Source organism: Flavonifractor sp. HCP28S3_F3 (genome assembly GCF_052065355.1).
Lineage (GTDB): Bacteria > Bacillota > Clostridia > Oscillospirales > Oscillospiraceae > Flavonifractor.
Window position 1 is genome coordinate 1 of record NZ_JBQHUF010000003.1, and the last position, 13,077, is coordinate 13,077.

General features: G+C 54.1%; 14 protein-coding genes and 2 pseudogenes. 7 read left to right on the forward strand and 9 right to left on the reverse strand.

From position 1 onward, the window contains the following. Positions 1–111: pseudogene (locus ACTNB1_RS03945) on the reverse strand (ABC transporter permease); the annotation flags it as partial. A 122-nt stretch (positions 112–233) separates the two neighbouring features. On the opposite strand from ACTNB1_RS03945, the gene ACTNB1_RS03950 reads away from it, so the two are divergent. Further along, complete coding sequence (locus ACTNB1_RS03950) at positions 234–1,109, forward strand: cation:proton antiporter (protein ID WP_441167969.1); 876 nt, start codon at positions 234–236, stop codon at positions 1,107–1,109. Here ACTNB1_RS03950 and ACTNB1_RS03955 read toward each other — a convergent pair. From ACTNB1_RS03955 to ACTNB1_RS03970, 4 genes and pseudogenes are all read right to left on the reverse strand, one after another. Then, positions 1,026–1,409, reverse strand: a pseudogene (locus tag ACTNB1_RS03955) (ATP-binding cassette domain-containing protein); the annotation flags it as partial. The gene ACTNB1_RS03950 and the pseudogene ACTNB1_RS03955 overlap by 84 nt on opposite strands. A gap of 374 nt (positions 1,410–1,783) precedes the next feature. Beyond that, on the reverse strand, positions 1,784–2,236 hold the full coding sequence (locus tag ACTNB1_RS03960) for a GNAT family N-acetyltransferase (protein ID WP_021391067.1): 453 nt from the start codon (positions 2,234–2,236) through the stop codon (positions 1,784–1,786). Positions 2,237–2,261: 25 nt separating this feature from the next. After that, the gene (locus tag ACTNB1_RS03965; RefSeq protein ID WP_373209569.1) at positions 2,262–3,062 is read right to left on the reverse strand and encodes a helix-turn-helix domain-containing protein; all 801 of its coding nucleotides are present in this window, start codon (positions 3,060–3,062) and stop codon (positions 2,262–2,264) included. A gap of 37 nt (positions 3,063–3,099) precedes the next feature. After that, positions 3,100–3,645, reverse strand: coding sequence for an AAA family ATPase (locus ACTNB1_RS03970; protein ID WP_021391068.1), 546 nt, complete (start codon positions 3,643–3,645; stop codon positions 3,100–3,102). Positions 3,646–4,025: 380 nt separating this feature from the next. Between ACTNB1_RS03970 and ACTNB1_RS03975 the strand changes: the two genes are divergently transcribed. The 6 genes from ACTNB1_RS03975 (at position 4,026) to ACTNB1_RS04000 (ending at position 8,705) form a co-directional block, all read left to right on the forward strand. Continuing rightward, on the forward strand, positions 4,026–4,439 hold the full coding sequence (locus tag ACTNB1_RS03975) for a cysteine-rich VLP domain-containing protein (protein ID WP_373209568.1): 414 nt from the start codon (positions 4,026–4,028) through the stop codon (positions 4,437–4,439). 111 nt (positions 4,440–4,550) lie between these two features. Next, positions 4,551–4,946: a replication initiator protein A gene (locus ACTNB1_RS03980; protein ID WP_249747351.1), complete on the forward strand. Its 396-nt coding sequence runs from the start codon at positions 4,551–4,553 to the stop codon at positions 4,944–4,946. Positions 4,947–5,128: 182 nt separating this feature from the next. Next, positions 5,129–6,067 carry a MobV family relaxase gene (gene mobV / locus ACTNB1_RS03985; protein ID WP_249747350.1) on the forward strand — a complete coding sequence of 313 codons (939 nt, stop codon included), beginning with the start codon at positions 5,129–5,131 and terminating at the stop codon, positions 6,065–6,067. A gap of 58 nt (positions 6,068–6,125) precedes the next feature. Then, complete coding sequence (locus ACTNB1_RS03990) at positions 6,126–6,323, forward strand: hypothetical protein (protein WP_032548367.1); 198 nt, start codon at positions 6,126–6,128, stop codon at positions 6,321–6,323. A gap of 95 nt (positions 6,324–6,418) precedes the next feature. Then, on the forward strand, positions 6,419–8,041 hold the full coding sequence (locus ACTNB1_RS03995; protein ID WP_021391045.1) for a recombinase family protein: 1,623 nt from the start codon (positions 6,419–6,421) through the stop codon (positions 8,039–8,041). Between the two features lie 85 nt (positions 8,042–8,126). Continuing rightward, on the forward strand, positions 8,127–8,705 hold the full coding sequence (locus ACTNB1_RS04000) for a hypothetical protein (RefSeq protein WP_441167970.1): 579 nt from the start codon (positions 8,127–8,129) through the stop codon (positions 8,703–8,705). An 80-nt stretch (positions 8,706–8,785) separates the two neighbouring features. Here the strand turns inward: ACTNB1_RS04000 and ACTNB1_RS04005 are convergent, their stop codons facing one another. The 4 genes from ACTNB1_RS04005 to ACTNB1_RS04020 are packed head-to-tail and all read right to left on the reverse strand — an operon-like array spanning position 8,786 to position 12,921. Next, positions 8,786–9,568 (reverse strand): SDR family NAD(P)-dependent oxidoreductase, encoded by a 783-nt coding sequence (locus ACTNB1_RS04005; protein ID WP_441167971.1) that lies wholly within the window; start codon positions 9,566–9,568, stop codon positions 8,786–8,788. 42 nt (positions 9,569–9,610) lie between these two features. After that, entirely contained in the window at positions 9,611–10,981 is a 1,371-nt protein-coding gene (locus ACTNB1_RS04010) for a GntP family permease (protein ID WP_441167972.1), read from the reverse strand. Positions 10,982–11,024: 43 nt separating this feature from the next. Further along, positions 11,025–11,882, reverse strand: coding sequence for an acetoacetate decarboxylase family protein (locus ACTNB1_RS04015; RefSeq protein WP_441167973.1), 858 nt, complete (start codon positions 11,880–11,882; stop codon positions 11,025–11,027). Between the two features lie 16 nt (positions 11,883–11,898). After that, complete coding sequence (locus ACTNB1_RS04020) at positions 11,899–12,921, reverse strand: ketopantoate reductase family protein (RefSeq protein WP_441167974.1); 1,023 nt, start codon at positions 12,919–12,921, stop codon at positions 11,899–11,901. Positions 12,922–13,077: the final 156 nt, after the last annotated feature.

Sequence of the window (13,077 nt, forward strand, 5' to 3'; positions counted from 1 at the left end):
GCCGTAGTGCCGCTCCACATAGCGCACCTTGGAGTTCTTGCCGATGTGGAAGGTGTGCACGCCGTCGTGCTGGCTGGTCTCGCAGCCGGTATTGTGGATGCCGCAGCCCGCGGCACGGTTTTCTGCATCCTGCGCAAAAAGTTTACAGTTCATTTATAGACGGAACCGTCTATAAGTGCTATCCTGTATAAAACAGACGGTATCGTCTATAATTTGCGCAGGAGAAGATGGACATGGATATTCTGTTTGAAGTGTTGAGGCTTGTTGCGGCGGTCGTGCTGGCCTTTGCGGCGGGTAAGCTCATTGCCAGGCTGAAGCTGCCGTCCATTCTGGGTTGGCTGATCGCGGGCATGATCATGGGTCCTCACGCCCTGAACCTGCTGAGCAGTCAGGTGTTGGATGCCCCGTGGTTCGGCGTGCTGGAGCACATCTTTGAGTGCACCTTCGGCCTGATCATCGGCACGGAACTGATCTGGAAGAAGATGAAACAGGCAGGTCCGCAGATCCTGGTCACCACCATTACAGAGTCCCTGGGCACGTTTCTGGTGGTAAGCGCGGTGTTTGGCGTGATTTTTTGGTTCTCCGATGTGCCCCCCTATCTGGCCTTTATGTTCGGCGGGATTGCCCTGGCCACCGCGCCCGCACCCTCCCTGTCCGTGGTGCGTGACATGGAGACCGACGGGCCGGTCACCAGAACACTGATCCCCATGGCGGCCCTGGACGACCTGGTGGGGGCGCTGGTGTTTTTCCTAGTCATTGCCTTTGTGTCCGCTCATATTTCGTCCCAGGGGATTCCGGTACCGGTTATCCTGCTTTTGGTGTTCCTGCCGGTGGTCATCGGTGCCGTCACCGGCTTTCTGACGGGCAAGCTGCTCCGGCATACCCACACTAACAACGGGGTGCTGACCGTGATGGTGCTGATGCTGCTGGCCTCCGCGGGAGTGGCCTTTTTCCTCAACAGCCTGCTGCCTGCGCCTGTGCTGAACTTCATGCTTATCGGCATGTCCTTCTCTACGGCGTTTGCCAAGCAGCACCTTGGTCTGCTCCCCATTAGAAAGCGTAAAAAATGGTCTCCAAAGCACATCATCACGGACTTCCAGATAGGATAGTTCTCTCAACAGCTCCCATTCTTCCGCCAGCGGGCAGACTTCCGAGAGAATGTCCGCAGTTAATCTGTTTTTATTGCTAACAGGGTATGGAAAGTAATCAAATTGCACAGAGGCTTGTATTTTTCCATGGTATTCGTACTTTCCAAGCAGAAGATTTAGAAAAGTTGTTTTACCTCTGCCATTTCTACCAATGAACCCAAGTTTCCAATCTGTATCAATTTGAAAATTGACATTTTCAAAAATGTTATCATAGCTGGATGGATAGGCAAAGGTAAGGTTCTCGACTCGGATCATCGACATATCGCATTCCTCCTTTATTCCGGGGATAAAGAACATAAAATAAGAGCTGCAAGAAAGTCAATTCTTGCAGCTCGTCACAGCATAATAGTACCACCCCTATCAAGAGTGATACGCCTACGATATATCGAGTGAATAGACTTTTAACTTTCTTGCAATGGGTACAATGGTACTGTAAAACACAGTATCACTGTATATTCCAATTTATTTGCAAGAAAAGTTAATCATCTTTCCACCTCACCTCTAATTTTATGTATGTTAGTGTATCACAAAGACACAAGCAAGTCAAGGAAAAGGGCAATGATGATAATGAGTATAAGGCAGGGTACTTTCTGTTTTTGCTTCTCTGCGAGATATGAGATTTCGTAAAATCCGATTTAGATGTTAAGGCTCATGTATAAAAGCGGATAAGGATTGCCCTGTTCGTCAAGGTCTGTCCTTTTATAAACCTGAAAGCCCATGTGTTCATAAAAGCCCTTGGCCTGTGGGTTTTGCTCATTCACAGCCACCCGCTCTACGGCATAGGTTTTAATCCCATATTGGAGCAGGCGCTTTCCGAGCCCCTTTCCTCTTTCTTCCGGGGAAATGAACAGCATTTCCAAGGTGCCGTCCTTGATCCCCATAAAAGCCCCGGGGCAGCCCCTATCATCTTCTGCAATCATCAAATGCGCAATTCCAGCGAGCGCCTGCGGTACATATTCTTTTATCTTTTTGATTTCACTGTCCGACAGAAACAGGTGTGTCGCTCTTACAGAACTTTCCCATACCGTCAGCAGCCGATTTATGAAATCCGCCGTCCTGTTTTTGGTTTCTACTTCAATGAATCTCATTTTTCCTTTTTGCATATCTAATTTCTCATTTTCTTCCCCGCTGCGGGTTTGGATTTTTCAGCAAGTCCGACTTCTGTGCAATCCTTTTCAGCCATTTCTTTTCCTCCTCCGACAGCTTCCCATAGTTCAGTTTGAGCCGCTTGCAGATAAAGGCCATCGCAGCCTGTTCCGGGTCGCTGTTTGGGCTGGCGGCTTCTTCGGCGGTCTGCAAGAAATCTTCCAGAGGATTGTCCTCCGGGACACTGAAAAAATCGTCCTTGTGGGCTTCCCGCAGGTCAAGGGCTATCTTGTTTATGTCCTGCTGTATCACATAGCGGCAAAAGCTGTCGTCGTCAATGTGGGCGGCGATAAGCTGTCGCAGCTGCGGGTCAGTCAAGCCGGGATTGTGTTGTTTCATAATCGTTGCACTCACAGCGTCCACAATGGCGTTTGCCCCCTGTACCTGCTTTGCCGCTATGCCGTTTACATAGATTTCAAGGTCAGCCATGAGCCGGGGAAAATCCGGGTGCGTCGCCAGTTCACACAGGAGGGCATTATCCACCAGCCTGCTTTTCAAAAATTCAATCATATCATCACTCAAACGCAGGTCTGCAAGATCGGCGTTTGGGTGATTTTTTGTTTCAGAACGGCACAGCAGATAATCAACGGACACTTCGTAAAACTTTGCCAGCTGGATAAGGGCATAGTGGCTGATGTCCTTGAACTTGTCCCCCTCATAGCTGCCTAACGCAGACTTGGAGAGATGGGTTTCTTCCGCAAGCTGCTCCAGCGTCAGGCCACGCTCCACACGCAGGTCTTTCAGGCGTTCTTGTATGGATAGTTCCATGTTCTCCCTCCTTGTCTGCTCGACAAACTGGAATTGCCTAAAGCAGTAAAGCAGTACCCCTTACAATTTTTTCTTTTACTGCTGATACAGTATCTTTGACTGAGTGCGTAGTTGTATCAATAACATTTGATTCATAGATTCCTAAATTGGAAAATTGTTCCCACATCGTTTCAACTAATTCAATATTTGTTTCTCTGTCTAACTTTGAGCGTTTGATAGCTCTCTTCATAGTTTCTTCTTTACTTGCTCTTAAAACGATATAGTGTACTTCATAATGCTCTTGAACAATGTTGAGCCACGGCTCTAAAAACCACGGTCCTACAATACCATCTACAATTACATCATATCCACCACGAGCATATCGCTTCGCGGCTTCTAAAAATGCTTCAATGACAATCAAATTTTGCTCATTTGATTCTGGCAAATATGGTGGTATTGCCCCTTTACTCAAATAATGATAAAAGTCATCTGTGTGCATATGCACAGATTTTTCCAAATCCGATTCTTTTGCAACAGTAGATGCCGTTGTAGTTTTCCCCGTCCCCGGCGAACCTGTGATTACAATAATTCTACCTTGATCCATCTATGTGTTACCTCCACAACTTCAAATTTACTGTTCAGTTTCTTCCATTCTACCACAATTCCGAGAGCGTGGAAATGGGGGGATTTTCAGGCAGATTTCCCACCTTTCGGATATACGGGACGGGCGGTCATTTCGGTGTAGACTTAGGTTAGTTCATCGATGGACAGCACCTTGAAAACCGAATGACCGTCCGAAAAGGAATACCCCCGGCTGGGGAAGCACCGCAAGGAGCCGACTTCTGGACACTTTGTCCAGAGGTCACTTTGGGACAAGTTGTCCCGAAGTTATGGGGAGCGTGCCAACGCCGGAACACGCCGCAGGAATGGGGCAGGAAGCCTTTTCGGGGAGAACGGCAGCGGAAAGCAAAACGGAGGGAACGCATGAAAAATAATCCCTACAAAGACTTGCCGCCGCTGGAATGCAGGCCGGACGGTTCCCTTTACCGCATGACCCCGGCGCAGCGGAAACGGGCAAGCGCCCTGATACGCCGGGAGTGCTGTTGCTGTGAGGACGGCAACTGCATTGCCCTTGACGATGGGGACACCTGCACCTGCCCGCAGACGGTTTCTTTCTCGGTCTGCTGCAAGTGGTTCCGCTGGGCAGTCTTGCCGCTGGACGGGGCGTTGGAAGCAGAGATTTTCCGGGATAAGGACTTGAAACGCTGTGCAGTCTGCGGCGGCGTGTTCGTCCCCAAATCCAACCGGGCTAAATACTGCCCCGGCTGTGCCGCCAGAGTTCACAGGCGGCAGAAAACAGAAAGTGAACGGAAAAGGAGGTCTTGTGTGGACAGTTAGGAGCGAAAAAAGCCTTGATTTATCAGGCTTCGCAAGCCCCAAACCGGGGCGGGTGGTATAAATTATCGCCCACCCCGGAAAACAGGCTTCTAACCGTCCACAAAACACGCTATGACAAACACGATTTACATTCATCAGCCGGAACAGGCGTTCAGCTTCACCCGGCTCCCCAATTTCCTCTTTGAAGCACCTACATTCAAGCCCCTGTCCAATGAGACAAAGCTGCTGTATGCCTTTATCCTGCGCCGGACGGAGTTATCCCGGGAAAATGGGTGGGCGGACGAGTATGGGCGGATTTATCTGTATTATCCCATTTGCGAGGTGGTTGACCTGCTCCGCTGTGGGCGGCAAAAGGCGGTGAATACCCTGCGGGAACTGCAATACGCCGGGCTGATAGAGATCCAGAAGCAGGGCTGTGGAAAACCCAATCGCATTTACCCAAAATCCTATGAAGCGGTTCCAAACACCGACTTCAAGAAATCCGGTTATGGTACGCCGGAGGGCTGAAAACCGTACCCATGAAGTACGGAAATCACCCGTGAGAAGTACGGAAACCGGACGGTATATAGAAATACAAAGATTAAAAGATTGATTTAGATTCTATCCATTCCAATCTTATCCGAGCTATTTCCGGCGGGATTTTCCCTGTGGAAAACCCCGGATGGGAAAGGAATGGGGAAAGGAGTTTCATGGCACAACACGCAATCTTGCGTTTTGAGAAGCACAAGGGCAACCCGGCAAGGCCGCTGGAAGCCCATCACGAACGCCAGAAAGAACAGTACGCCAGCAACCCCGACATTGACACAGCCAAAAGCAAGTACAACTTCCATATCGTCAAGCCGGAGGGACGCTATTACCACTTCATTCAGAGCCGTATCGAGCAGGCCGGGTGCCGGACGAGAAAAGACAGCACCCGGTTTGTCGATACCCTGATAACTGCCAGCCCGGAGTTTTTCAAGGGGAAATCCCCAAAGGAAATACAGACATTTTTCCAGCGGGCGGCGGATTTCCTCATTGACCGGGTAGGCCGGGAAAATATCGTGTCGGCGGTGGTACACATGGACGAGAAAACGCCCCACCTGCATTTGACCTTTGTGCCGCTGACAAAGGACAACCGCCTGTGCGCCAAAGAAATCATTGGCAACCGGGCAAACCTGACGAAGTGGCAGGACGATTTTCACGCTTACATGGTGGAAAAATACCCGGATTTGGAGCGTGGGGAGAGCGCCAGCAAGACAGGCCGGAAGCACATTCCCACCCGGCTGTTCAAACAGGCGGTTTCCCTCTCCAAACAGGCCAGAGCCATTGAAGCCGCCCTTGACGGCATAAACCCGCTGAACGCCGGAAAGAAAAAAGAAGAAGCCCTCTCCATGCTGAAAAAATGGTTTCCGCAGATGGAGAACTTCTCCGGGCAGCTGAAAAAATACAAGGTCACGATCAAAGACCTTTTGGAAGAAAATCAAAAGCTGGAATCAAGGGCAAAGGCCAGTGAAAGCGGCAAGATGAAAGACCGCATGGAACGGGCAAAGCTGGAAAGCGAACTGGAAAATATGCAAAGGCTGGTTGGCCGTATCCCGCCGGAAGTGCTGGCGGAGCTGAAACGGCAGCAGCGAACAAGAGGGAGGTAAACGCTATGAACAGAAATTCAAGCTGCATGATGAAAAATAATCATACGGAGGACACTGGATGGTAAAAAGCGAAAGCGACATTATTGATACAATACACACCGGGCAGGTCATTACTGACGAGAACGGCACACAGTATTTTGTATGTGGGAAAAACCGTATCAAAATCTCCGAACATTTTGCCGCTGGCGGTCGTCCGATTGGCGATCTGATTGTGGATGTCGTCCGGCACACGGCGGCAAGGGCAGCTTCTTCGTGACCCATCGTTGATACACGCCCACGCTTATGATATAATTGCCATAGAGCAAAAGTATTGTAAGCGTGGGTTGTTTCTTTAGAAGGAGGATTTTTACGGTGAAACAACCTTACAATACTACCATTTACAACACGGCTCTTTATATGCGGTTAAGCCGTGACGATGAAAGCTATGGTGACAGCGTAAGCATTGAAACGCAGCGGACAATCCTGCAACAGTACGCAAGGGAGCAGGGGCTTCATGTGGTCGGAGAATATGTGGACGATGGGTGGAGTGGGACAAACTTCGAGCGTCCGAGTTTCCAGCGCATGATGGACGATGTGGAAGCCGGAAAAGTAAACTGCATTGTCACCAAAGACCTGTCCCGTTTCGGGCGGGAGCATGTGATGATGGACTACTATCTGGAATTTCTGTTCCCGGAAAAACGGGTGCGGTACATCGCCGTTGCGGAGAATGAGGACACAGAAAAGGGACTGTCCGATTTTGTGCCATTCAAAAACCTGTTCAACGAATGGTTCGCAAAGGACACCAGCCGCAAGGTAAAAACTGCTTTCAAGGCAAAGTTTGCCGCCGGACAGCGTATCAGCGCCTATGCTCCCCTCGGGTACAAGAAGCACCCGGAAATCAAGAACAAGCTGATAATCGACGAGGAAACCCGCTGGATCGTGGAGAAGATTTTTGACCTTGCTATTCACGGCAAAGGGGCGGCCAGCATTACAAGGATATTGATTGCGGAAAAAGTACCGACGCCGGGATTTATCAACTTCCAGCGTGACGGGACTTTCGCCAATATCTATGCTGGCGCACCAGAGGAAAAAGGCTACGCATGGACGATAGCGCAGGTCAAAAGCATTATGAAAGATGAAACCTACATCGGCCATACCATCCACTACCGGGAGACCAATATTTCCTTTAAGAACAAGCGGAGGATACGCAAGCCCCAAAGCGAATGGGTGCGGGTGGAGAACACGCAGGAGCCGATTATCAGCGAACAGGTTTTCCGGCAGGTACAGGAGCAGATCGCAAGCCGCCGGAGGGAGCGCAAGAATGGCACGACACAGATTTTTGCGGGGCTGATAAAGTGTGCGGACTGCGGCTGGTCGCTGGCCTACGGGGAGAACAGACAGAACAGCAAGCCCTATGGCTACTACCATTGTAGCAAGAACGGGCAAGGCACACGCCAATGCTCCATGCACTACATCCGCTATGATGTGCTTTACGCCTATGTCCTCTCCCGTCTGCAATACTGGTCGGCGCTGGTACAGCACGATGAAGAACAGCTTTTGAAACGGCTGCTGAACGCCAATGACAAAGGACAGGCCGCCGCAAGAAAAAAACAGGCTGCTGAACTGAAAAAAGCGGAGAAGCGGAAAGCCGAGGTCGATACCCTGTTTGCCCGGATGTATGAGGACTGGGCGGCGGGGCGTATCACAGAATACAACTTCAATATGCTGTCCGGGAAGTACCAAAGCGAACAGGCGGAACTGGAAGAAAAGATTGAACAGCTTCAATCTGCTATTGCCGCTGAAAGCCAGAGTGCCGCAGACGCAGAAAAATGGATTGCCTTGATGAAAGAGTGCGTCAATCCCACGGAACTCACCGCTGAACTCTTGAACACGCTGATTGAAAAAATCCTTGTCCATGAGGCGGTCAAGAACGAAGACGGAAGCCGGGAACAGGAGGTAGAAATCTTCTACCGCTTCATCGGCAAAATTGATTGAATGACACCAATATCTTTAAGTATGTGATACCGGCCTGAGCCTGCCTGATATCTCCCTGCTCACTCCTTTGGCGGAGATCCTGGGTGTGACGGTGACCGAGCTGCTCCGGGGAGAACGGCTGGGGGCGGAGAGTCTGCCGGTGGAGCAGGTGGAGGAGCTGGTGACCGGCTCCCTGGAGCTGTCCGGTGCCCAGCGGCAGCAGAAACGGCAGGACCGGAGGCAGAGAGGATTGCTGTTTGCACTGTCTGTGGTGATGACCCTGGTGGAGCTGCTGATCCTGTGGCGGCTGGGCTTCTCCTGGCCGGTGCTGTGGAATGACCTGGGAGTGGTGGAATTCCTCTGCCTGCTGTTCGGCGGCTGGGTCTGCCTGTTTGCTCCAGATGTGCTGCCAGCCTATTATGACCAGAACAACATCAGCTCCTTCAGCAGCGGCCCGATTCGTTTGAATCTGGCAGGAGTGCGTATCAGCAACCGGAACTGGCCCTACTTGATGGGAGCCGCCCGGTGGTGGCTGCTGGTCACGCCGGTGGTTTTTCCGCTGCTCTATCTGGCGCTCCTGACTTTTGTGCCTGCCCTGTGGGAGGCTGGAAAGCTGTGGCTCACCCTGATGGCCGCCCTGGGCCTGTTCGTACCCATGATTGTAGCCGGTAAGCTCCATGAATAACAAGACGGCAGACGGCCCTCGGGAAATCCCGAGGGCCGTCTGCCTGTGTGTTATGCAAAGAGGAGAGTGTGAAGAGGAAATCAGATTTGTTTGCCCCAGGGTGCGCCGATGTCTTGTACGCAGAGCTTACCGCCGCTGACTTCGATAGCGGCGCCGGTAATGAAGGCGGCCGCGTCGGAAGCTAGGAAAGTGTAGACCCGGGAGACGTCGCTGGGGACGCCAAAGCGCTGCAGGGCGATCTGGGCGCAGAGCTTCTCCCGATTGGCCGCGATACGCTCGGCGGCGATGGGGGTCTGGATCAGGCCGGGCACGATGCAGTTGACCCGGATACCCAGGGGCGCCAGCTCGCCGGCGCTGGTCTTGGTCATGTTGACGATACCGGCCTTGGTGGCGGCATAGGCGATCTTCTGGGTGGCGGGGATCAGCGCCATGTAGGAAGAGGTGTTGAGGATCACACCGCCGCCGGTTCGGCTCATATAATCGGTGGCCACATGGGTGCCCCAGAACACGGAGGTCATGTTGGTGTTGATGACGAAGTTCCAATCCTCCACGGTCAGATCCATAAAGGGCTTGGTAATGTTGCCGCCGGCGTTGTTGACCCACACGTCAATGCGGCCGAAGCGCTGGAAGACGGCCTCGCCCAGTGCGCTGATCTCCTCGGTCTTGGAGACGTCCACGGCCTGGGTGTAGACGGAGAAGCCTTCCGCGGCAAAGTGGGCAGCGGCTTCCTTCAGCTTCTCCTCGCTGCGGGAGGCGATAGCCACCTGGCAGCCCTCCCGGGCAAACTCCAGAGCGGCCTCTTCGCCGATTCCACTGGAGCCGCCGGTGACGACGACAACTTTACCCTTCAAATTCAGTTCCATAATAAGCTCCTTTCTGAGTGGAAAACAGGGGAATGTCCGGTCTTACATGCTGGGCAGAATGCCGATCTGGATCAGCACAGCGCACAGGCAGGTGGTAACGATGGGGATGACCAGACAGACCATGGCATAGGAGGGATAGGACTGGCGGTGGTTCAGTTTGCATACCTGCAGGTTGTTGACAAAGCCGCTGACGTGAGGCATGGAGTCCAGACCGCCGGAGGACATGGCGCCGATACGGTGGATCACGTTGGGGGACAGCCCCAGATCCAGGAAGTAGCCCTTCATGTTCTCCAGAGCGATGGACAGACCGCCGGAGGAAGAACCGGTCAGACCGGCAGCCACGTTCACGGCGATGATCAGCTTAAAGATGGCGGGACCGGGGATGCTGGTCAGGGAGTTCAGGATCAGCTGATAGCCGGAGACGGCAGCCACTACACCGCCGAAGCCCACCACAGCGCAGGTGGTGCCGATGGTGGAGATGGAGTTTACGGCGCCGGCGGACAGAGTAGCTTTCAGGTCATCCAGGCGGCGCAGCACCAGGCCGTACAGGACCAGGCAGACTACGATGCCGCAGGCCAGAGCCACTACAGCGGCCATCTTGAACACGTTGAGCACAACCAGCAGGACCACAGGGGGCACCAGAGCTAGCAGCAGGGGCACGCTGACCTGATTGCCGCCGGCGGCTTCCTTCTTGGCATCTTCGTCCCGGTAAGCGGCCTTCACAGCCTCGCCGGAGGGGAGGAAGCCCTCGTGGCGGTCACGGGCCCGCTTAAGGATAAAGGAGACCCACAGTACGCACAGCAGGATCTGGATGGCTGCACCGGTCAGACCGATGGCAGCGCCTGCCATGGGGTCGGTGTCCAGGTACTGGGTGGGGATGATGTTCTGAAGGGCGGCGGTGCCGGGCAGCATGGTCATGGTAAAGGTGGCGGAGCCGATGCCGTGGAAGGTAAGATAGTGCCGCCAGGGGATGTCCAGTTCTTCAAAGAGCTTACGGCCAATGGAGATCAGGGTGAAAATGACCACAAACAGGCTGACGCCGCCATAGGTCAGGACGGCCACAATAGCGGTGATCATCAGGCCGCCCACCAGCTGCTTGGCCCGCTGGCTGTGGACGTGGTTGACCAGCCGCAGCATGGAGTAAGCAATGGAGTCGGCTGCGCCGGAATCGCCCATCAGCTTGCCGAAAATGGCGCTGAGCAGGAAGATCATGAAGTTGCTTTTGGCGAAGTCGGCAAATTTGGTCATGTACGAGTCGGTGATCAGGGGCAGAATCTCGGTGCCGGCGAAGACGGCCACCACCAGAGACGCGATGACGGAGACCACGATAACATTGTATCCCTTGAAAGCCAGGAAGACCAGAACGGCCATGCCCAGCAGGATGCCGATCAAACTGATGACGCTGGGGGACATACAATCACTCCTTATCTGTTGCTCTCTGTTCCGAACGGATGTCTTACTCGATGACGGTCTGACCGTAGAGATCGCCCAGGGTGTAGCCCACAGAGCGCACCGCGCCCAGGATCCGCTTCACCGGCAGACCGCCCAGTGCCTGTACCACATGGTACTGGGTAGGCATGTCCTCCCAGGTGGGGATGTTCCAACGCACCTGGCCGCCCATGTAGGTCAGCTCGTCGGCGGGATATTTCTTCACGTCATCGGGCAGTTTGGCCGCCTTGGGATTGAGGCAGACGTACTCCACGTCGGCTTTGGTGAAGCCCTCACCGGTGTGGGGAATGTACTTATAGTGCATGATGCCCTTGCTGTTGGGGTTGTTCAGAACGGCCTTGAGCTCGTCGGGGTACGCCGGCTGAACAGAGGAATCAAAGTCCAGCTCCAGGAAGCGGAAGCCCCAGGAGGTCAGAGCGGTCTTGGAGACGGTGCCGTAAGTGTGAATGTCATCGATAGAGGCGAAGATCTTGCTGTAGCCCAGTTGCTCACGGCCGGTGATAATGGGATCGGCGTGATTTTCCCACATGACCAGCAGCAGGTTGCCCTCTACGTCGCCCTGCTTGCCATGAAAGCACACCGGAACGGATACGCCGGTCAGGTTGTAGCCGTGTCCGGCCAGCCAGGCGATGTTGCGCAGCATGTTCATGTTGATGATGACATAGGGCGCAGTGAGGGTAAAGCCCTGGGGCAGCAGGGCAGAGAGCTGATCGGGATCGGTCTCGTAGACGATGGTGTGCTTGGTCAGGTCAGTAGCCTGGTCATAGATGAAACGCTGGCCCTGGGGGTTCTGCCGCGGGGTCACACAGGGGCCGAAGTGGACCGGCATCTGATACATGCGGCTGTCGTCACGGGTATAAGACATAATAAACGCTCCTTTCTTACAGTGCCGGCAGGACGAATCGATCCAGATTGGCAAACTCGGCCTTTCCACGGCCATCCTGGGCTGCGCGGATGATGTCAGCCACCAGGTCGTTGAAGGGGGTGGGAACGCCGCACTTGCGGCCCACGGTGCCCACATAGCCGTTGATCATATCCACCTCGGTCTTCTTGCCCCGCTCCAGATCCTGCAGCATGCTGGCCTTGGCTGTGCGCAGGGGATCGTAGTTGCGGTAGAGGTACCCCTTGGACCGTTCCAGCTCTTCCGGGGTCTTGAAGTCGGCGATTTCGGCGGTGTTCAGACCGTTGGTGTCGGTCAGGGTGTAGCCCGCCGCACGGGCCACGTGAACCACCTCGGCGGCGATGTAGGACAGACAGGTCAGGGCCTTGTCATTGTCCAGAATGGAGCCGAAGGGACAGCCCAGCGCGGAGGAAAGGCCGCTCATGCTGGAGTTGAGCATCAGCTTGAGCCACCGAGCGCCCATCAGGTTGTCTGCGATCTCCGCCTTGCCCATGTGGCCCAGAACGTCGGCCACCATCTGAATGCGGGGGGTGATGGAGCCGTCCAGCTCGCCGATCTCGAAGAGAATGGGCCGGCTGTCCAGATCGTTGGTCAGCTCCGCCACGCCGGGCTTCACGAAGGTGGCGCCCCAGCGGCAGGCACCGCCCACTGTGCGCTTTGCACCGACCAATTCGGCCACGGAGGGCTCCGGCACGCCGTTTTGCAGGGTGCAGACAGTGCTCTCCTCACTCAGGTGGGGAAGAAGCTGATGCAGGCAGGCTTCGTTGTTGGTCTGCTTGACCATCAGGAATACCAGATCGTAGATCCCTTCCATCTGATCCGGCGTCAGAGCGTGGACCGGAACGGTCAGCTCGGCACAGCCTACGATGTGGGCGCCCTCCGCGTTCAGCGCGTCTACATGGGCCTGATACGTGTCGATGAGGTCTACGGCCAGCGCCTTCCGGCTCAGGAAGGCACCCAGGGTGGTACCCATTGCGCCGGCCCCCATGATAGCGATTCTCATTGATACGCTCCTCTCTGTGATTTGACTGGTGTGACAGCCGCTTTGCTGTGTCTGCCTATCTATGGAGCAAACTGTGTGCCAGCTCTCAAACCCGCATGGCTGCGGGGTTTTTGCTTTTTGGGCTCTGGGGATTGCACAGGATCCGGCAGACAGTTG

Excerpts from the sequence above, each read along its gene's own strand:
- ACTNB1_RS03950 (WP_441167969.1), top strand. The coding sequence starts at position 234 with ATGGATATTCTGTTTGAAGTGTTGAGGCTTGTTGCGGCGGTCGTGCTG.
- ACTNB1_RS03960 (WP_021391067.1), bottom strand. The coding sequence starts at position 2,236 with ATGAGATTCATTGAAGTAGAAACCAAAAACAGGACGGCGGATTTCATA.
- ACTNB1_RS03965 (WP_373209569.1), bottom strand. The coding sequence starts at position 3,062 with ATGGAACTATCCATACAAGAACGCCTGAAAGACCTGCGTGTGGAGCGT.
- ACTNB1_RS03970 (WP_021391068.1), bottom strand. The coding sequence starts at position 3,645 with ATGGATCAAGGTAGAATTATTGTAATCACAGGTTCGCCGGGGACGGGG.
- ACTNB1_RS03975 (WP_373209568.1), top strand. The coding sequence starts at position 4,026 with ATGAAAAATAATCCCTACAAAGACTTGCCGCCGCTGGAATGCAGGCCG.
- ACTNB1_RS03980 (WP_249747351.1), top strand. The coding sequence starts at position 4,551 with ATGACAAACACGATTTACATTCATCAGCCGGAACAGGCGTTCAGCTTC.
- mobV (WP_249747350.1), top strand. The coding sequence starts at position 5,129 with ATGGCACAACACGCAATCTTGCGTTTTGAGAAGCACAAGGGCAACCCG.
- ACTNB1_RS03990 (WP_032548367.1), top strand. The coding sequence starts at position 6,126 with ATGGTAAAAAGCGAAAGCGACATTATTGATACAATACACACCGGGCAG.
- ACTNB1_RS04005 (WP_441167971.1), bottom strand. The coding sequence starts at position 9,568 with ATGGAACTGAATTTGAAGGGTAAAGTTGTCGTCGTCACCGGCGGCTCC.
- ACTNB1_RS04010 (WP_441167972.1), bottom strand. The coding sequence starts at position 10,981 with ATGTCCCCCAGCGTCATCAGTTTGATCGGCATCCTGCTGGGCATGGCC.
- ACTNB1_RS04015 (WP_441167973.1), bottom strand. The coding sequence starts at position 11,882 with ATGTCTTATACCCGTGACGACAGCCGCATGTATCAGATGCCGGTCCAC.
- ACTNB1_RS04020 (WP_441167974.1), bottom strand. The coding sequence starts at position 12,921 with ATGAGAATCGCTATCATGGGGGCCGGCGCAATGGGTACCACCCTGGGT.